14 protein-coding genes are annotated in these 17,690 nt (G+C 69.1%); 2 read left to right on the top strand and 12 right to left on the bottom strand.

Features of this window, described 5'->3' with window-relative positions; translation table 11 throughout:
• The 12 genes from mnhG to AC0CH8_RS07060 all read right to left on the bottom strand — a co-directional run bounded on the left by mnhG (position 1) and on the right by AC0CH8_RS07060 (position 14,503).
• A complete protein-coding gene (gene mnhG / locus AC0CH8_RS07115) occupies positions 1–372 on the bottom strand; it encodes a monovalent cation/H(+) antiporter subunit G (protein WP_465239278.1) in 372 nt (123 codons plus the stop codon).
• Positions 369–638, bottom strand: coding sequence for an MrpF/PhaF family protein (locus tag AC0CH8_RS07110; RefSeq protein ID WP_204199546.1), 270 nt, complete (start codon positions 636–638; stop codon positions 369–371). The genes mnhG and AC0CH8_RS07110 overlap by 4 nt, the downstream gene beginning before the upstream one ends.
• A complete protein-coding gene (locus tag AC0CH8_RS07105; RefSeq protein ID WP_465239588.1) occupies positions 635–961 on the bottom strand; it encodes a Na+/H+ antiporter subunit E in 327 nt (108 codons plus the stop codon). Before AC0CH8_RS07105 ends, AC0CH8_RS07110 begins: the two co-directional genes overlap by 4 nt.
• Positions 961–2,481, bottom strand: coding sequence for a proton-conducting transporter transmembrane domain-containing protein (locus AC0CH8_RS07100; protein ID WP_465239277.1), 1,521 nt, complete (start codon positions 2,479–2,481; stop codon positions 961–963). Before AC0CH8_RS07100 ends, AC0CH8_RS07105 begins: the two co-directional genes overlap by 1 nt.
• Positions 2,414–2,794 carry a sodium:proton antiporter gene (locus tag AC0CH8_RS07095; RefSeq protein ID WP_465239276.1) on the bottom strand — a complete coding sequence of 127 codons (381 nt, stop codon included), beginning with the start codon at positions 2,792–2,794 and terminating at the stop codon, positions 2,414–2,416. The genes AC0CH8_RS07100 and AC0CH8_RS07095 overlap by 68 nt, the downstream gene beginning before the upstream one ends.
• A complete protein-coding gene (mbhE, locus tag AC0CH8_RS07090) occupies positions 2,791–5,520 on the bottom strand; it encodes a hydrogen gas-evolving membrane-bound hydrogenase subunit E (protein ID WP_465239275.1) in 2,730 nt (909 codons plus the stop codon). Before mbhE ends, AC0CH8_RS07095 begins: the two co-directional genes overlap by 4 nt.
• A 250-nt stretch (positions 5,521–5,770) precedes the next feature.
• Positions 5,771–6,874, bottom strand: coding sequence for a glycoside hydrolase family 53 protein (locus AC0CH8_RS07085; RefSeq protein WP_465239274.1), 1,104 nt, complete (start codon positions 6,872–6,874; stop codon positions 5,771–5,773).
• Positions 6,875–6,891: 17 nt separating this feature from the next.
• Positions 6,892–9,369 carry a beta-galactosidase GalA gene (gene galA, locus AC0CH8_RS07080; RefSeq protein ID WP_465239273.1) on the bottom strand — a complete coding sequence of 826 codons (2,478 nt, stop codon included), beginning with the start codon at positions 9,367–9,369 and terminating at the stop codon, positions 6,892–6,894.
• Between the two features lie 102 nt (positions 9,370–9,471).
• A complete protein-coding gene (locus AC0CH8_RS07075) occupies positions 9,472–10,281 on the bottom strand; it encodes a PEPxxWA-CTERM sorting domain-containing protein (RefSeq protein ID WP_465239272.1) in 810 nt (269 codons plus the stop codon).
• A gap of 36 nt (positions 10,282–10,317) precedes the next feature.
• Positions 10,318–12,396 (bottom strand): LamG-like jellyroll fold domain-containing protein, encoded by a 2,079-nt coding sequence (locus tag AC0CH8_RS07070; protein WP_465239271.1) that lies wholly within the window; start codon positions 12,394–12,396, stop codon positions 10,318–10,320.
• Positions 12,397–12,852: 456 nt separating this feature from the next.
• Complete coding sequence (locus tag AC0CH8_RS07065) at positions 12,853–13,710, bottom strand: glucose 1-dehydrogenase (protein WP_465239270.1); 858 nt, start codon at positions 13,708–13,710, stop codon at positions 12,853–12,855.
• A gap of 88 nt (positions 13,711–13,798) precedes the next feature.
• Positions 13,799–14,503 carry an arylesterase gene (locus AC0CH8_RS07060; RefSeq protein WP_465239269.1) on the bottom strand — a complete coding sequence of 235 codons (705 nt, stop codon included), beginning with the start codon at positions 14,501–14,503 and terminating at the stop codon, positions 13,799–13,801.
• 17 nt (positions 14,504–14,520) lie between these two features.
• On the opposite strand from AC0CH8_RS07060, the gene AC0CH8_RS07055 reads away from it, so the two are divergent.
• Both AC0CH8_RS07055 and AC0CH8_RS07050 read left to right on the top strand, forming a co-directional pair.
• Complete coding sequence (locus tag AC0CH8_RS07055; RefSeq protein WP_465239268.1) at positions 14,521–15,183, top strand: ABC transporter ATP-binding protein; 663 nt, start codon at positions 14,521–14,523, stop codon at positions 15,181–15,183.
• Positions 15,180–17,678 (top strand): ABC transporter permease, encoded by a 2,499-nt coding sequence (locus tag AC0CH8_RS07050; protein WP_465239267.1) that lies wholly within the window; start codon positions 15,180–15,182, stop codon positions 17,676–17,678. The genes AC0CH8_RS07055 and AC0CH8_RS07050 overlap by 4 nt, the downstream gene beginning before the upstream one ends.
• Positions 17,679–17,690: the final 12 nt, after the last annotated feature.

Genomic DNA, 17,690 nt, shown 5'->3' with positions numbered 1-17,690 from the left:
CTAGATATCGCGGTCGGCGCGGTCAACGTCGCTCGTACGTTCGGCGGACGCGGACTGATGCAGGCTAGCGTCTTCCGCCAGCGCATCCTGCTCGATCCCCTTCAGCGTCGTACCCGACCGGTACGCCGCCCGCCCCAGCAACTGGGCCCCGATCGGCAGCGTCACCAGCAGGAACAGCACCGCCAGCGCACCGCTGCCGACACCCTCCCCCCGCAGCGCCACCACCGCGCCCGCGACCGTCAGCGCGGTGCCCAGCGTCCCAGCCTTGGTCGCGCTGTGCATGCGTTGCAGCGCATCGGGCAGGCGGATCACGCCGATCGCCGCGATCAGCAGGAACAGGACGCCAAGCGCCATCAGCAGCGTGGCGATCATTCCCCCGCTCCGTCGTTGCGTTCGAGGAACAGCGCGAACGCCGCCGTCGCGACAAAATTGACGAGCGCCAGCCCCAGCGCGACGTCGAGGAACGCGGCCCGCCCCGTCGATACCGCCGTCAGCGCCGCGAATCCGACCGCCACCGCCGTCAGCATGTCGAACGCCACGAACCGATCCGCCGCACTCGGCCCGCGCACCATCCGCCACCCGGCCAGCGCCAGCGCGGCGACCAGCGGCAGTTCCAGCCAGTCGACGATGCCGGTCATCGCTCCAGCTCCAGCAGATGCCGCTCGTACACGCGGCGGAACTTCGCGATGCTCGCGTCCGGATCGCGCCCGTCGAGCAGGTGCAGGTACAATCGCTTGCGGTCGTCCGACACGTGCAGGCACGTCGATCCGGGCGTCAGCGACGTGAAGCACGCCAGCAGCGCCACCGCCCACGGCGTCCTGACCTCCACCGGCATCGCCACGATCGCCGGATACGTGCGGATCGTCGGCGCCAGCACGACGCGCGCCACCGCGAATGACGACAGCAGAAGATCGGCGACGAAGCTGGCGAGCAGCGCGACGAGGGCAAGGGGCTTCCGCATCACGACCCCATCCGCGCCAGCGCCGCCGCCGACAGCTTCGCCACGATCGCCACCCGCTCCGGCAGCAACCCGATCGCCAGCGTCGCTCCCGACAGGATCGCCATGCCCGCCAGCATCGACCACGGCACCCGCCGCACGCGCCGGCCCTTCAGCGATTTCCAGCACGCCTCCGACCACAGGCTGGCGACCGACACGATCGTCAGCAATGCGGCGACCAGCGCCGCCACCGCCAGCCACGCTGCCCCGCCCGCGAACGCCGCGCGCACCACCAGCAGCTTCGCCCAGAACCCGGACAGCGGCGGGATGCCCGCCAGCGACAGCATCGGCACCGCGAACAGGAACGCGAAAAGCGGGTTGGACCGGATCATGCCGCCCGTGCCGCGCAGGTTCCAGCTTCCCGTCGCGCGGTGGATCGCGCCCAGTCCGAAGAACAGGTTCGCCTGCACGATCATGGAATGCACCATGTAGAACACCGCCGCCTCGATCCCGGCCGGCGTCGCCATCGACAGGCCCGCCGCCATGTATCCGACCTGCGCGACGACGTGATAACCGATCAGCCGCCGCATATCCGTCTGCGCCAGCGCCGACAGCGCGCACAGCAGCATCGTCGCCGCCGCGATCACGCGCAGCGCGGGCGCCAGGAACGTCGCGCCCAGCCCGAACACGCCCGCGACGACGACGAGCAACGCGTAGAAGCCCATCTTGGTCAGCAGCCCGGCGAACACTGCCGCCGCCGGCAGCGGCGCCGCGGCATAGGAAGATGGCAGCCAGACGTGGAACGGCACCAGCCCGGATTTCAGCGCCAGCCCGCCGACCAGCAACGCCGCCGCCGTCGCCGTGGCCACGCTCGGACCTTCGTCGCCCAGCACCCGCGCCAGCGTCACCAGATCGAGCGTTCCGGTCACGCCATAGATCAACGCGATCCCCGCCAGGATCGCGGTCGCGCCCAGCATGCCGAATGCGGCATAGCGGATCGCGCCGCCGATCTGCGCCTGCCGCCGGTCGAGCGTCACCAGCCCGAGCGCGGCGAGCAGCGCCAGCTCGAACCAGACATACAGATTGAACAGATCGGTCGTCAGGAACGCGCCGTTTACCGCCGCCAGCAACGCCAGCATCAGCGCGTCATAGCCCGCCCGCCGTCGCCGTGGCCCGATCGCCGCATGGCCGAACACCGCGCCCGCGAACGCGATCAGGGCGCTCACCAGCACCAGAACCGCGCCCGGTAATCGCGCCGAAAAGCCGACACCGATCCCCGCCGGCCAGCCGCCGAATACCGTCAGCGCCAGCGGCCCGTCCTGCGTCGCACGCCCGAACAGCAGCAGCGCGCCAGCCAGCACCGCAAGATGCACGACCAGCGACACCGCCTCCGCCACGCCGGCGCGGCGGCGCAGCAGCGCGGCGACACCGGCCCCCAGCATCGGCAGCCCGACGGGCAGGATCAGGAGCCATGCGTCAGTCAGCGTGCGGCTCCCGGATCTCCGGATCGTCCGGCTGCTCGGCCGCGTCCAGATCGCGCGCATCGAGCGACCCCGACGACCGCCAGCCGGTGACGACGATCGTCGCCAGCACCACCGTCAGCGCGAAGCCGATGACGATCGCGGTCAGGATCAGCGCCTGCGCCAGCGGATCGGCCGCCTCACCCAGCGCCTTTTCGCCGGCGCGGATCAGCGGCGGCTGACGGCTGCTGAAATCGCCCGCGACGAACAGCATGACGTTCACGCCCGTCGACAGCAACGCCAGCCCCAGCAGGATGCGGACGAGATTGCGCGAGAGGATCATGTACAATGCCGCGCCCATGATCGCGGCGGCGCAGAACGCGTAGAGGATCGTCATCGCGCGCCCTCCCGCCGCAATCCGAACAGGAAGGTCAGCACCGCCCCCAGCACGACGAGGAACACGCCCAGATCGAACGCGATCGTCGTCCCCAGCTTGGGCAGCGGCACGCCCGCGGGCGGCTCCCACCACAATTGCGACAGGAACGGCCCACCGGCGATCATCCCCGGCAATCCGCTCAGCACCGCCAGCAACAGTCCGCTCGCGACCAGCGTCGTCGGCCGCGCCCGCAGCCGGGTCTCCGCCGACCGCACGCCCCGCGCCAGCGCGAACACCGCGAAGGCCAGCGCCGCGACCAGCCCGCCGACGAAGCCGCCGCCCGGCTGGTCGTGCCCACGCCACAGGATCAGGACGGAGGCGACGATCAGCAACCAGAACAACGGCCCGCTGGCCGCGGCGAAGCTGTAATGCACCGCGCGGCGGGGTTGCGGCTCCGTCCGGCGCGCCCCTAGCAGCGACGCCCCGAGCAGCGCCGCGACCGCGATCACCGTCGTCTCGCCCAGCGTGTCGAAGCCGCGGAAATCGACGAGGATGACGTTGACGACGTTCAGCCCCTTGCCCGCGACATAGCTCATCCGCCCGAACCAGTCGGCGGCGGGAGTCGGGTGGCCCGCCCCCGTCATGTCCACCATCGCCACGAACATCACCGCCGCGAACGCCGTCGCGATCGCGGCGTCGCCGGCACGCTGGCGGGGGCGACGGCTGCGCGCGGCGTCCAGCGGCACGGCCAGCAGCAGGGCGGTCAGCAGCACGACCAGCAGCGCCTCGACCGTGAACTGCGTGATCGCCAGATCGGGCGCGCCGTTGACCATGAAGGTGATCGCGACCGCGAACCCGGTGATCCCGACCGCGACCATCGTCGTCAGCAGGTTGCGCGCGCGCACCGCCGCCACCGCACCACCGACGCCGATCAGCGCGACCAGCGCCTCCGTCGGCCGGAGCGCGTCCGACACCGGCCAGCGGATCGCCGCGCCCGCGACCGCCAGCGACCACAGCACCAGCGCGACGAGCGCGACGGCGGTGGTCACGACGTAGCGCCGCAGGTCGCCATGCTCGACCCACCCGGTCACGGCGGCGCTCACCCGCAACAACCCGCGCACCGTCGTCTCCCACAGCCGCTCCAGCCCGATCTCCTCAATCAGATAGGCGTCGCGCAGGAACGCGTGGATCGATCGCCACCAGCGGACGATCGCCGCACCGATCGCCACCACGATCAGGCTCAATCCCAGCATCGGCGTCCAGCCATGCCACACCGCGACATCGACCGGCACCGCACGCCCATAGACCGCCGCCACCGCTGGCCGGATCGCCACGCGCGTGATCCAGTCGGGATCGAGACTGATCGTCAGGCCGGCCAGCGCCAGCAGCAGCGGCGGCATGAACAGCGATACGCTCTCGCGGTGCTCGACCTTCACCGGCTTGACCGGCTTCAGGAAGAACGGGCGCAGCGTCACGACGCCCGCCACGCCGACCATAACGGCGTTGACCAGCACCGCGATCGCCAGCGGGATCAGTTCCCAACTGCTCTCCAGCTGCGCCTCGAACAGGAATTCCTTGGAGATGAAGCCCAGGAACGGCGGGATGCCCGCCATCGACAGGCTCGCGCCAGTACACGCGATCGCCGTCATCGGCAGCTTGCGCGCCAACCCGCCGAGCGACCGCAGCGTCCCCGTGCCGGTGGCGTGCAGCACCGATCCCGCGCAAAAGAACAAGGCTGCCTTGTAGATCGCGTGCGCCAGCAGGAACCCGATCATCGCCACCGTCGCCGCCGGTCCGTCCAGTCCGACCAGCAGCACGAGAATGCCGAGCGACGCCATCGTCGAATAGGCGAGCGCCGACTTGAAGCTCTCCGCGCGCAACGCCTGCACCGACGCGACCGCCATCGTGATGCACGCGACGGTGATCAGCGTCGTCCGCCCCCACCATGTCGCGGCGATCACCGGCTCGAACCGCGCGAGCAGGTAGATGCCCAGTTTCACCATCGTCGCCGAATGCAGGAATGCCGATGCCGGCGTCGGCGCCTGCATCGCGTTGGGCAGCCAGAAATGGAACGGGAATTGCGCCGATTTGGTGAAGCCGGCGATCATGATGCACAGGATGATCGGCACGCCGTAGGGGCTGGCGACGATCTGCGGCGCGTTGCCGGCGACGGCGGCCAGCGACCAGTTCCCCGTGACCTGCGCGATCATCGCGGCCGCCGCGACCAGCGCCAGCCCGCCGCCGGCCGTCACCTGCAACGCCATGATCGCCGCCCGCCGCGACCGCGCGCTGCGGCTGTCGAACCCGATCAGCAGGAACGACAATATGCTCGTCGCTTCCCAGAACACGATCAGCAACAGCATGTTGTCGGCCAGCACGGTGCCGAGCATGGCGGTCATGAACAGCAGGATCAGCGTGAAGAAGCGCGATCGCTCCGCCCGCGGCTTGTCCGTCAGATACCCGCCCGAATACACTGCGACGAGCCCGCCGATGCCGGTGATAAGCAGGCAGAACAGGAACGAGAACCCGTCTAGCCTCAGCGTCAGGTCGAGCCCGAGCGAGGGCGCCCACGCGATGCCCTCGCCCCGCACCCAGCCCCGCTCGACGACGGGCGCATAGGCGACGAAGGCGGCGGCGAGCCCGAACGGCAGCAGCGCGACGATGAACCCCGCGCCCTTCCCCACATACCGCGCCGACAGCGGTACGATGCAACTCCCGAGGAGCGCGACGAGGAGCAGCACGAACATGTACCTATCCTAATGCCGCAGCGCCGCGATGGATGCACGATGTTCCCGCGTCGGCGGGGATTGGCTTGTCCAGCGCTCCCGGCTTTACCGCCCTCCAAGCCATCATGTTCGAAATCCGCTGTCCTACACACCCCACAGAGAGTATCGCGAAAGACGCTCTTTGCAATTGTCGACGTTCACGCCGCTGCGAAATGCCGCATTGGACTAACCTTAGCCTAACCTTCCGAACGCTCGTCGAGCGGAAACCCAATCACCGCCGGTACTTATGGCCCAACCAGTCGAACACCGGCAGCGCCTCGGTCCGCTTCAGGTCGAACCACGCGGCGTTCTCCCAGTCGGACCCCTTGCCCCACCGCGTGCCGCAGCGCGTCGAAACCCAGTTCGGCTCCCAGTACACCACGCCGATCCCCCCGGCATCGACCGTCAATTGCGTCAGGTCGATCATGAACTTGCGCTGCCCCGCCGGCGTCGCGGCATAGCCCTTCACCAGCGCGTCGGCACCGAGCAGGTTCTTCGCCGTATCGCCCGCCTCCAGCGTAAACGGGTATCCCGTCTCGACGACGATCACGTCCGCACCGAATTGCACCTTTGCCGACGCGATCACCTGCTTCAGTTGCGGCAACGAGTATTTCGACCATTTGCTGTAATAGCTGATGCCGATGATATCGTAACCGGTCACGCCCGCCGCCTTCGCTGCGGTGAACCACGGCAGCACATGCTCGGGCTGCGCGATGTGCAGCATGACGCGCGGATCGATCGACGCGGTCTTGCCGACCTCCCGCACCGCCCTGATCCCGGCGTTGAACAGCGCGGCGTTGCGCGCCCAGTTTATCGGGGTCATCTCCTTGCCGCCGAGCAGTTCCGGGTTCGTCTCGTTGCCGACCTGCACCATCTCCGGCATCGCGCCGTCGCGGTCCAGCCGCAGCAGCGTGTCGCGCGTGAAGTCGTGCAGCGCCTTCGCCTGCGCCTCCGTCGACAGTCCCTCCCACGCTTTCGGTGTCAGTTGCTTGCCGCCGTCCGCCCAGTCGTCCGAATAGTGGAAGTCGAGCAGCACCTGCATCCCCGCCGCCTTCGCGCGACGGATCGTCTTCAGCACGTCCGCATAGTCGCTGTACTTCGTCCACGTCGCGTCATTCCACAGCCGCACCCGGACGATGTTGCCGCCGCGGGCATGCAGATAGGCGAACGGATCCACCGGCTTGCCGCCCGCGCGGTACACCGCCCCGCAATCCTCCATTTCGTTCACGTACGACAGGTCGCCGCCCAGATAGAGCCCGCCCTTTGGCAGCGGCGCACGCTCTCCCGCCTGCGCCGTGGAGGCAAACAGCGCGGCGGCCAGGATCAAACGGCGCATCAGGATACTCCCGGCCATCAGGAAACTGCCGGCATAGCGACGATGCGGACCGCGTCGCCCTTCAACCCGTCGGCGGACACGGTGGCGAGGATCGGCCCCGGCGTCTTGCCGACGCGCAGTATCGCCTGCGCCAGTCCGTGGAACGCCCGCCGCTCGCTCGCGACATCCGCCTCCAGACTGGTCGGATTGCCGTTGCCGACACCGATGATTGCGCCGTCCCCCTGCGCCGCGAAGCGCAGCAGGGCGTCCGCGTCCGGCACCGGCCGCCCCTTGGCGTCTACCACCTCGGCGCGTAGCATCGCGACATCGTCGCCGCCCGCCTTCGTCATGCGCCGGTCGGCGGTCAGCCGCACCGCCGCCGCCGGACCCGCCGTCTCGCGGACCGACCGCGTCACGCGGCGCCCCTTGTTGTAGCCGCGCGCCTCGATCCGACCGGGCGCATAGGGGACGCTCCACGCCAGATGACCGTTGCGCGGCATCGCCTTGCGCCCCAGCGAGCGGCCGTTGAGCAGCAGCTCGACCTCCTCGCAATTGCCATGCGCCCACACCTCGATTGGCTGGCCCCCGCGGCTCGGCCATGTCCAGTGCGGCAACAGGTGGACCAGCGGCTCGTCGGGCCGCCACCACGCGCGATAGTAATAGTAATTGTCCTTCGGGAACCCGCACGTGTCGAGAATGCCGAAGTAGCTGGAGATGCTGGGAAACTGCGCATAGGGCGTCGGCTCGCCGCGATAGTCGAAGCCGGTCCATACGAACCCGCCCGCGATATACGGCCGCGCCGCCGCGATCGTCCACCACGCCTCCGCGGTCGATGCCCACCACGGATGCTCGGTGTCGTAGGCGCGGGCGACATGCGCCGCGGCATCGTTGGCATAGGCTCCGCGCGTCGCGACCGTGCTGCCCGTTTCGGACCCGTAGGTCGGCACGGTCGGGAAGCTCTGGTGGAACCCCTCGATCTTGTCGGTGCGATAGTTGAAGCCGACCACGTCCACGACCTTCGCCGCGCCGCGATCCCAGCTATTGTCGAACGCGAACGTCGTCGGCCGCGTCGGGTCCAGCTTGCGGACATGCGCCTGCATCGCCGCCGTCACCCGCGCGCCCTTGTCGGTACCCTGCTGCGGCTCCTCGTTGCCCAGCGACCACGCGATCACGCACGGATGATTGCGGTCGCGGCGCAGGATGCGGTCGAGCTGCCCCATCGCCTCCTCGTCGCTGCTGTTCAGCCGCGCCTCGACGATCATCAGCATGCCCATCTCGTCGCACAGGTCGAGCAGCGCCGCCGCCGGCGGATTGTGCGCGCTGCGCCATGCGTTCGAACCCATCGACTGCAATTGCGCGATCCGGAACGCGTGCAGCGCGTCGGGGATGCCGCTGCCGACACCGGCATGATCCTGATGGTTGCAGGTGCCAAGCAGCTTGACCGGTTTGCCATTGAGCAGGAATCCGCGCTCCGCATCGAACCGCACCGTGCGGATGCCGAACCGCGTCTCGTCGGCATCGATCACGCGGTCGTCGATCACGATTTCACACGCGAGCCTGTACAGCTTCGGCGTCTCCACCGACCACAGCACCGGCGCGGTCACCCGCGCCTCTCCGTTCAACGTGATCCGCTCGCCCGGCGCGATGCGGAACGTCGCATCCGGCAATGCCACCGCCCGCCCATCCGGCCCGATCAGCTTGCGCCGCAGCGTGCCCGACACCTCCGCTTCGCCGCTGTTGAACACTTCGGTCGCGGCAGTGACGCGCGCACCGTCCGCGCCAACCTCGCTGCGCACCACACTATGCCATTGCGGCATGTGCAGCGGCTCGGCGCGGACGAGATCGACATGGCGGTACAGCCCCGCCCCCTCGTAGAACCATCCCTCGCCCAGCGTCGCATCGACGCGCAGCGCCAATATGTTCGGCCCGCCGTCATAATCGAGGAAGTCGTTGATCGCGACCGCGAACGGCGCGTAGCCACTCTCGTTCCGACCGACGATGTGCCCGTTCACGAACACCAGACAGTCGCGAAACACCCCGTCGAACTCCAGCCACAGTCGCCGTCCGCGATCCGCCGCCGTCACGGCGATCGTGCGCCGGTACCAGCCGATGCTGTTGCCGGGAAACGCCCGCCCGATCGCCTTGAAGCCATGCGCGGCGGCGGCGTCCTCGCTGTCCTTGCCGGCGGGAGTCTCCGGCTTGGCGAAGGGCAGCGCCACCGCCCAGTCGTGAGGCACGCGGACCGCCTGCCAGCCCGCATCGTCGAACTTGGCCATCGCCGCGTCCGCGGTGGAATTGCCCGCCTTGGCGAACGTCCGCTGGTTGCGGCCGAAGCCGAAATCCCGCTCCTGATCCGCCGCATGCCCAAGATGGAAGCGCCATTCCGCCAGCCGCTCGCGCAACCGCGGTGATGCTTTATCCTTCGCCCCCGCGCCGCTTGGGATCGCCACTGTCGACGCCAGCGCCGCCGTCGCCCCGGTCGCGAGCACACCCCGCCGCGTGAAGTCCTCGATCATGCCGCTCTCCCTAATTGTCTGATGAATGAGGGAGGCGCTGGAATCCAGTGGAATTTCAGGAACAGGATCAGGGGCGATGCTCCGGCACCGCCCCCCGATCGCTCAGGCGGCGACGCGGACCCGCGTGGTCCGCCGGCGCAGCCCCGCACCGATCCCGCCGATGCCGACGATCATCAGCGCCCAGCTCGCCGGCTCCGGCACCATGCTGGCGGCCGAGAAGTTGGCGACCGTCGCGAGCTGCGCCTTGCTCAGCCCGGCGACATCCGGCCGCGCCACCAGCGACAACCCGCGCCGCGTCGCCAGCGCCACGTCGCTCGCCAGCGGCCCGTCGATGTCCCGCGCCAGGAACGCGTAGTTCAACAGGCTGACGGTCTGCCCCGCCCCCACCGTCAGGTCGAAGGCCGCGTTGTAGAAGTTCGGCGTGATCGCCTGCCGCCCGCTGCCGGTATTGCCAGACACCAGCGCCAGTACCGCATCGTCGATGCACGCCCCCGCGCCGTCTCCCTCGCAACTGACCATCAGGCCACCCCCGTCGTAGCCGACCAGCTCGTCGCCGTCCGACCCCAGATTGCCGAAGAACGACACCGTCGTCGTGACCGTCGCGTTGCCGGTGTTCGTGAAGCTGTCGAAGAAGCGATAGGTGTTGCCCGACAGCAATTCGACCTGTCGGTTCAGCGTCAGCCCGCCGAGCGTACCGTTGAAATAGCCGAAATTGTCGAACGTATCGAAGCCGCCGTCGGCGACCGAGCCGAGTGCCCGGTTGGACGGCTGCACCGTACCGCCGCGCCCCACATAGCGGTGGGACGTACCGGTACCGGTAAAGATGTCGGCCCCCGCCTGAAATTGCTGGGCACCGGCCGCAGTCGGAACGAGCGCGGCCGAAAGCGAGAGCGCGAGCGTGAAGGTCTTCATGTCAAATCTCCGGAATAGATCAGGTGCGTCGCCGGCTTACTTGCGGCGGGCGGTCAGCCACTGGTCGGGGGTCAGCGCACGGCCGACGAGGCGCAGTTCGCCGATATGGCCGAAATACCCGTCCTCCATCGCGCCGTCCCAATGCGTCGCGCCGATCACCCAGGGCTGGTTGACGTTCTGCGACCGGATGCCGGTCGTGCCGTTGACGTTGCGCAACACCGGCGCGCCCTCGACGTACAGGATCGTGTCCCGGGTCGCTGGATCGTTGACGATGGCGACGTGGTACCAGGTGTTGGCCATGATCTCGCCCGACCAGTTCGCCTTGGGCTGGCTGGAATTGCTGGCGGGCACGATCTCCCACTGCACCTCGCGCAGCGACGAGATCGCGAACAGCACCGACGACGCCTCGCGGTCACCGCCGCTGAACCCCGGCAGATTGCCACGATTGCCCATCCGCGCCAGGATGTTGCACCATCGGTGATTCTCGCGGGTCCAGTTCGCGTCGACCTTGATGAACGCCTCGACCGTGTAGCCGTCCCAGAAACTGCGGTTGTTGACGCCCATCCCCGGCGCGGTCGCGAACGAACTGCACCGCCCGGTGACCTTGTCCGAATTCAGGAAGCGCAGGCTGCCCGGTGCGGACGACAGGTAATGCTTGTCGTCGGTCCAGATCACGTCGCCGACCTGCGCCGGCCCGGTCAGCGGATTGCGCGTCATGTCGAAGCCGTTGCCGCTGATGTCGGCCAGCGTTTCGCCGATCGCGACCGCCTGCCCGGCCTTCCCGCCGGTCGCGCGCCAGTGTGCGTAGGTGTCCGGCACGACCGGAAAGTCGTTGGCGTCGCGGGGCGGCGTCATCACTGGCGGCACCGGATCGGTGTAATCCTTCAGCAGATTCGCCTTCACCACCGGCAGGATCGGCGCGCCGGTCGTCGCCAGCGTCGGCCTGAACTTCTGAAAGCCGGCGAAGCGCTTCTTGAAGTTGATCGGGATCGTGAACTGGTTGTTCGCCTCGGTCAGGACGGCACGGTCGAACTGGTTCAGCGTGGCCTTCGGCTTCTGGACGACCCAGGGCGAGAAGGACATGACGTTGATCCTGTTCGCGGTGAAATCGATCTCGTACAGCCGCATCAGCGCGTTGCCGCCCTGATAATCCATCTGGTAATCGACCACCATCTCCTCGACCTGATTGCCGAAGTCGTTGGTCTTCGACAGCCAAGCCGCGCCGTGATGATGGCCGTTCAGCGTCATGAAAATCTGGTCCGTATCGCGGATCAGCTTCTCCCACAGCATCTTGCCATATTCGGTTTCGAGCGGGCTGACGCCGTCCTTGTCGATGTTGAGCAATTGGTGGTTGGACAGGATCACGGGCAGCGTCGGGTTGCGCCGGATCACGTCGCGCGCCCACGCGATCGCCGCATCCGAGATGCGCCACGACAGCGACAGCACCATGAACTCGACGCCGTGCGCCTTGAACACATGCGCCTCATGGAAACCGCTGCTGTCGCGCTCGCGGAACGTCGCCTGCGTCGCGGCGCGGTTTTTCGGAAACCATTGGAGGTACGGCTCCGCGCCGAGGTTGCGCTGCGCGTCGGTGCCCGACGACTGGTCCCACGGTCCGCGATATTCGTAATCGGTGACGACGTCGTGATTGCCCGCCAAAATCGAATAGGGAATGCGCGCCGCCTCCAGCTGCTTCATCGCGGCATCGGCGATGCGCCACTGGTTGGGCTTGCCGACCTGATCGACCACGTCGCCCAGATGGATGACGAACGGGATATTGTAGGCGGCGGCGTTGTCGGCGATCCACTTGGTCTGCGCGGCGAACGGCGTGCTGCCATATTTGCGCTGGAACTGCTCGCTCTCGTCCGTCGTCGCATAGCGCGAATAGAATTGCGTGTCCGGCAGCACCGCGATCGTGAAGCTGGTGGTGGCGGTCGACGATCGCACCGCGCCTTGCGTGGTGATCGCGGTATCGGCGGTAGCCCCTGCTCCGTCCTCTCCGCACGCACTCAGCAGGCCGGCCCCCAGCGGCAGGATCGACAGGCTGGCGGCACTGCGCAGCAACTCACGACGATCGGAAACACGGCGCAACAGCCGCTCGCTATCGACAGACATTTCAGATTTTCCCCGTAGACCCGGACACCGGTCCGCTGGGGGCTCGCCTAAGGATGCTTGGCGACAGGAGCGTTGCGGCTGCGTGCGAATTCGATGACGTGCGCATGTCGTCCACGTTACATCATATGCTCCCGCTACAATGCCGCACGGCGGCCGCCTCCTTCCGGCAAGTCGCCAACTTCGGAAGCGGTAGCGGATCGAACCCCGCCGAAGCACGATCACACGGCAGCCAGTGCCGCCAGTCCTCGTACCCACCGCCAGAGCGCTCGCTTCTCACTGAAAACTATCGCCGTCGATCTTCCAAACTCACTTCCTTGCGCAGAGATGACACGCCGGAAGCACGGCCCGAGGCGACGTGGCCCGTGTCCGCCCCTTCGCCACCTCCCTTCAAAGCCGGGAGGATTGCCCACTCGCCATCCTCCCGGCTCCTTCATAACCGTCGGGATCAGCCAGCGATCACAGGAACGGCCGCCCCCCCGTCACCGGGATCGTCGCGCCGGTGATGTAGCTCGCCTCGTCGCTCGCCAGCATCACGTACGGCGGCGCCAGCTCCGCCGGCTGCGCCGCCCGACCCAGCGGCGTGTTCTGGCCGAACGTCTTGACCGCCTCGGGCGGCATCGTCGACGGGATCAGCGGCGTCCACACAGGCCCCGGCGCGACTGCATTCACGCGGATCTTCTTCTCCGCCAGCAATTGCGCCAACCCAGCGGTGAAATTGTGGATCGCCCCCTTTGTCGTCGCATAGGCGAGCAGCGTCTCGCTCGGCTGGTCGGCGTTGATCGAGGTCGTGTTGATGATCGACGCGCCTTCCTGCATGTGCGGCACCGCCGCCTTCGCCAGATAGAACATCGCGTGGATGTTGGTCGCGAACGTCTTCTGCCACTCCTCGTCCGCAATGTCCTCCAGCGAGGAAAAGCTGGCCTGATGCGCGGCGTTGTTGACCAGCACGTCGACGCGGCCGAACGCCTCGACCGCCTTCGCGACGACCGCGCGGGCATGATCGGGCTGGCTGATGTCGCCGGCGACCAGCACCGCCTGCTGCCCCGCCGCCTTGATCAGGCGCTGCGTCTCGCGTGCATCCTCGTCCTCGCTGAGATAGGCGATCAGCACGTCCGCGCCCTCGCGAGCAAAGGCCAGTGCGACCGCCCGGCCGATACCACTGTCGCCGCCCGTGATGATCGTCTTCTTTCCCGTCAGGCGGCCGTGCCCGACATAGCTGTCCTCGCCGTGGTCGGGACGCGGCGTCATCGCATTGGTGGTGCCGGGCATCTCCTGCTGCTGCTCGGCCTGGGGCGGTTCGGGACGATCGGTCATCGGGGGACTCCTGACAGGTTGAACTCGGCCCCGACAATCGGTCGGCCCACCCCCACGTTCCCCGGAAAATGCCCGCTCATGATGTGGGTTAGCCGGTTTCCCGCAACTGCCCGGCGACCAGCGGCGCGACCTTGTCGGCGATCCGCGCCACGCCGCGCACGTTCGGATGCACCCGGTCGCCCTGCATCAACTCGGGGTCGCCGATCACCCCGTCGAGGATGAACGGATACAGCCCGCCCCCGTACCGCTTCGCCAGATCGGGCCAGATCGTATCGAACGCCGCGACGTAATCCGGGCCGAGGTTCGGCGGCGCCTTCATCCCCGTCAGCAGCACCGGGATCCCGCGCCGCTTCAGTTCGTCGAGCATCGCCGTCATGTTCGCCCGCGTCTCCGCCGGCGCGATCTGGCGCAGCACGTCGTTGCCGCCCAGCCCCAGCATCACGAGGTCGGGCTTGCGCTTGAGATTGTCGAGCACGAACCCCAGCCGCTGCCGCCCCGCCGCGCTGGTATCGCCCGACACGCCCGCGTTGACGACATCGGCGTTCACGCCTGCGCGCCGCAACCGCGCCTGCACCGCATCGGGCAGGCTCTGTCCGCGATCCAGCCCGTATCCCGCGTACAGGCTGTCCCCGAACGCCAGCACCAGCCGCTCCTTGCCCGCCGGCCGCTGCACCGCAGCCACTGCGGTTGCGCTGGGCTTGGGCGAAGGTTCCGGCGCAGGCTGTCCGCAACCGCCGAGCAGCAGGGCTTGGACGAACGCGACGGCTGTCGCATAGCGCGGCAACGATCCCAACAGGCTATCCTTCCACTATGAACGACCCCGCTATGGTGATCGATGCCCGCGATGTCACCCTGACGCTCGGCGAAACCGCGATCCTGCGCGGCGTCGACCTGTCCGTGTTACGCGGCGAAAGCGTCGCGCTGCTCGGCGCATCTGGATCGGGCAAGTCCTCGCTCATGGCAGTGCTCACCGGGCTGGAACGCGCGAGCGGCGGGCAAGTGCTGGTCGACGGGCTCGACTTCGGCCGCCTCGACGAGGATGCGTTGGCAAAGGCGCGCCGAGGCCGGATCGGCATCGTCCTGCAAGCCTTCCATCTGCTGCCGACGATGACCGCGCGGGAGAATGTGGCGGTGCCGATGGAGCTTGCGGGCATGGCCGACGCGTGGCCACGCGCGGAGGCGGAACTCGCCGCCGTCGGCCTCGGCCACCGGCTCGACCATTATCCCACGCAATTGTCCGGCGGCGAGCAGCAGCGCGTGGCGATCGCCCGCGCGCTCGGCCCCCGCCCGCCCCTGGTGTTCGCGGACGAGCCGACCGGCAATCTCGACACCGCGACCGGCGATGCGATCATGGACCTGCTGTTCGACCGTCGCGCCGCGCTCGGCGCGACCCTGGTCGTCATCACCCACGACGCGCGCCTCGCGGAACGCTGCGACCGCGTCGTCACGCTCGCCGACGGACACGTCGTTTGAGCAACTGGGCCTTTGCGTGGCGGCTGGCGCGGCGCGAACTCGACTGGCGGTTCCGCGGCCTGCGCCTGCTCGTCGCCTGCCTGTTTCTCGGTGTCGGGGCGCTGGCGGCGATCGGCGGCCTCGCCGATACCGTGGCACGTGAGCTGGCGGTGCGCGGCAGCGCGATCCTCGGCGGCGATATCGAGGTCGCGACTTCGCAACGCCTCGCCACCACGCAGGAACGCGCCGCCCTGACACGCCTCGGTCGCGTGTCCGAAACCGTGCGGATGCAGGCCAACGCCGTCGCCGGCACCAACGCCGCGCCGATCCAGCTCAAGGCGGTCGACGCCGCCTACCCGCTCTACGGTGCCCTGAAGCTGGCCGATGGGCGTAGCGTCCGTGCCCCGTCGGGCGGCGAAGTCTGGATCGCCCCCACCCTCGCGTCGCGCCTGAACCTAACGCGCGGTGCCCCCCTGCGCATCGGCACCGCGACGCTGCGCGTCGGCGGCATCATCGGCGACGAACCCGACCGGCTGGGAGAGGGCTTCACGCTCGGCCCCGTCGCGATCGTCGGCATGCCGACGCTGGCCGCGACCGGACTGGTGCAGCCGGGCAGCCTCTACGACACCCGCTACCGCATTGCCCTGCCCGCCGGCCGGAACCCCGATGCCGCGACGATGCGCTTCCGCGACGCGTTCCCGGCGGGCGGCTGGGCGGTCAAGACGCGTGACCGCGCCTCCCCCGGCGCGTCGCGGTTCGTCGGTCGCATGGGCGAGTTCCTGACGCTGGTCGGCCTCGCCGCACTCGCGATCGCCGGCATCGGCGTCGGCAACGGCGTCGCCTCGTTCCTGACCGCACGCCGCGGAAGCATCGCCACGCTCAAGGTTCTGGGCGCGACCGCCGCCGATGTCGCACGTATCCATGCGCTGGAGATCGGCGCGGCAGCGCTGGTCGGCACGATCGGCGGCCTCGCGATCGGCATCGCCGCCGTGCCGCTGCTCACCCGCGCGCTCGCCGGCACGCTCCCGATCGCCGCCGGCTTCGCGATCGAGGCATGGCCGCTCGTCCGTGCAGCCGCCTATGGCCTGCTGATCGCCATCGCCTTCGCCGCGCCGCCCCTCGCCGCCGCCGGAGCCACACCCGCCGCCGGCCTGCTCCGGGGTGCGCTCGCCCCGCTTCGCAAGTCCTCGTGGCGGGGGCGCGGCGTCGCGATCGTCGCCGGCGCTGCCGCCGTCGCGCTGGCCATCCTGTCGTCGGACCAGCCGCAGATCGCCGCCACCTTACTCGCCGCCGTCGCCGGCGCGCTCCTGCTGCTGGCGGGACTCGGTCGCCTCGTCCGCATCGCCGCCGCTCGCCTGCCCCGCCCGCGCCGCCCGCTGATCCGGCTCGCACTCGCCGCGCTGCACCGGCCCGGTGCCCGGACGGAGGCGCTGGTCGTCGCGCTCGGCCTCGGCCTGACATTGTTCGTGCTGCTCGCGGCGATCCGCACCAGCATCGACGCCAACATCGCCACCACCGTGCCCGCCCGCGCGCCCGCCCTGTTCGCGCTCGACGTGCCCCGCCCGCGCGAAGCGGAGTTCCGCCGCACCGTCCAGTCCGCCGCCCCCGGCGCAGCGATCCGCACGGTACCGATCCTCCGCGGCACGATCACCGCCTACAAGAACGTCCGCGTCGCCGACCTGAAGACGTTGCCCGAGGGCGCATGGGCGCTGCGCGGCGAACGCGGGCTGACCTATGCCCGCACCATCCCGGACGGCAACCGCCTGACCGCCGGCCGCTGGTGGCCCGCCAACTATAGCGGCCCGCCCCTCGTGTCGGTGGACGAGCGGCTGGCGCAGTCGCTCGCGCTCAAGGTCGGCGACACGCTGTCCGTCAGCCTGCTCGGCGTCGAGCGCACCGCGCGCATCGCCTCCCTGCGGCGGATCGACTGGGACACGCTCGGATTCAATTTCGTGCTGGTCTTCTCCCCCAACACGCTCGCCGACGCGCCGCACAACCTCGCGGCGACGATCGACCTTCCGACCGGCCGCGAAGGCGCCGTCACGCGCGCTCTACTCGCCCCGTTCCCGTCCGTGTCGGTGATCGAAGTGCGCGGCGTGCTCGCGCAGGTCCGCGACATCGTCGGGCAGGTCGCCGCCGCCATCGCAGCGGCTGCCGGAGTCGCGGTGGCCGCCGGCATCGCCGTGCTGGTCGGCGCGATCGCCGCCGCTCGCGAAGCCCGCACCTATGACGCCGTGATCCTGCGCACGCTCGGCGCGACCCGCGCGCAATTGCTGGCGGGACAGGCGATCGAATATCTGCTGCTCGGCCTCGTCGTCGCGGCGGTCGCGGTCGCGCTTGGCCTCGGCGGCGCCTGGTACGTCGTGGTGGAGATGTTCGGCTTCACATGGTCGCCCGATCCGCTCGCGATCGCCGTCACGCTGGTCGCCGGGCTGGGCATCACCGTCGCGATCGGGCTGGCGGGCGCGTGGCCGATCATGAGCGCACGGCCGGCACGCGCCCTGCGACAGATCTAGCGGAACAGCCGT

It is taken from the genome of Sphingomonas sp. AC435 (assembly GCF_979253005.1).
Note: the sequence above shows the minus strand (reverse complement) of the source record. Positions and strands in the feature narration are given on the sequence as shown.

Excerpts from the sequence above, each read along its gene's own strand:
- mnhG (WP_465239278.1), bottom strand. The coding sequence starts at position 372 with ATGATCGCCACGCTGCTGATGGCGCTTGGCGTCCTGTTCCTGCTGATC.
- AC0CH8_RS07100 (WP_465239277.1), bottom strand. The coding sequence starts at position 2,481 with ATGCGCGCGATCTGGACGCGGCCGAGCAGCCGGACGATCCGGAGATCC.
- AC0CH8_RS07070 (WP_465239271.1), bottom strand. The coding sequence starts at position 12,396 with ATGTCTGTCGATAGCGAGCGGCTGTTGCGCCGTGTTTCCGATCGTCGT.
- AC0CH8_RS07085 (WP_465239274.1), bottom strand. The coding sequence starts at position 6,874 with ATGCGCCGTTTGATCCTGGCCGCCGCGCTGTTTGCCTCCACGGCGCAG.
- AC0CH8_RS07075 (WP_465239272.1), bottom strand. The coding sequence starts at position 10,281 with ATGAAGACCTTCACGCTCGCGCTCTCGCTTTCGGCCGCGCTCGTTCCG.
- AC0CH8_RS07065 (WP_465239270.1), bottom strand. The coding sequence starts at position 13,710 with ATGACCGATCGTCCCGAACCGCCCCAGGCCGAGCAGCAGCAGGAGATG.
- galA (WP_465239273.1), bottom strand. The coding sequence starts at position 9,369 with ATGATCGAGGACTTCACGCGGCGGGGTGTGCTCGCGACCGGGGCGACG.
- AC0CH8_RS07105 (WP_465239588.1), bottom strand. The coding sequence starts at position 961 with ATGCGGAAGCCCCTTGCCCTCGTCGCGCTGCTCGCCAGCTTCGTCGCC.
- mbhE (WP_465239275.1), bottom strand. The coding sequence starts at position 5,520 with ATGTTCGTGCTGCTCCTCGTCGCGCTCCTCGGGAGTTGCATCGTACCG.
- AC0CH8_RS07095 (WP_465239276.1), bottom strand. The coding sequence starts at position 2,794 with ATGACGATCCTCTACGCGTTCTGCGCCGCCGCGATCATGGGCGCGGCA.
- AC0CH8_RS07110 (WP_204199546.1), bottom strand. The coding sequence starts at position 638 with ATGACCGGCATCGTCGACTGGCTGGAACTGCCGCTGGTCGCCGCGCTG.
- AC0CH8_RS07055 (WP_465239268.1), top strand. The coding sequence starts at position 14,521 with ATGAACGACCCCGCTATGGTGATCGATGCCCGCGATGTCACCCTGACG.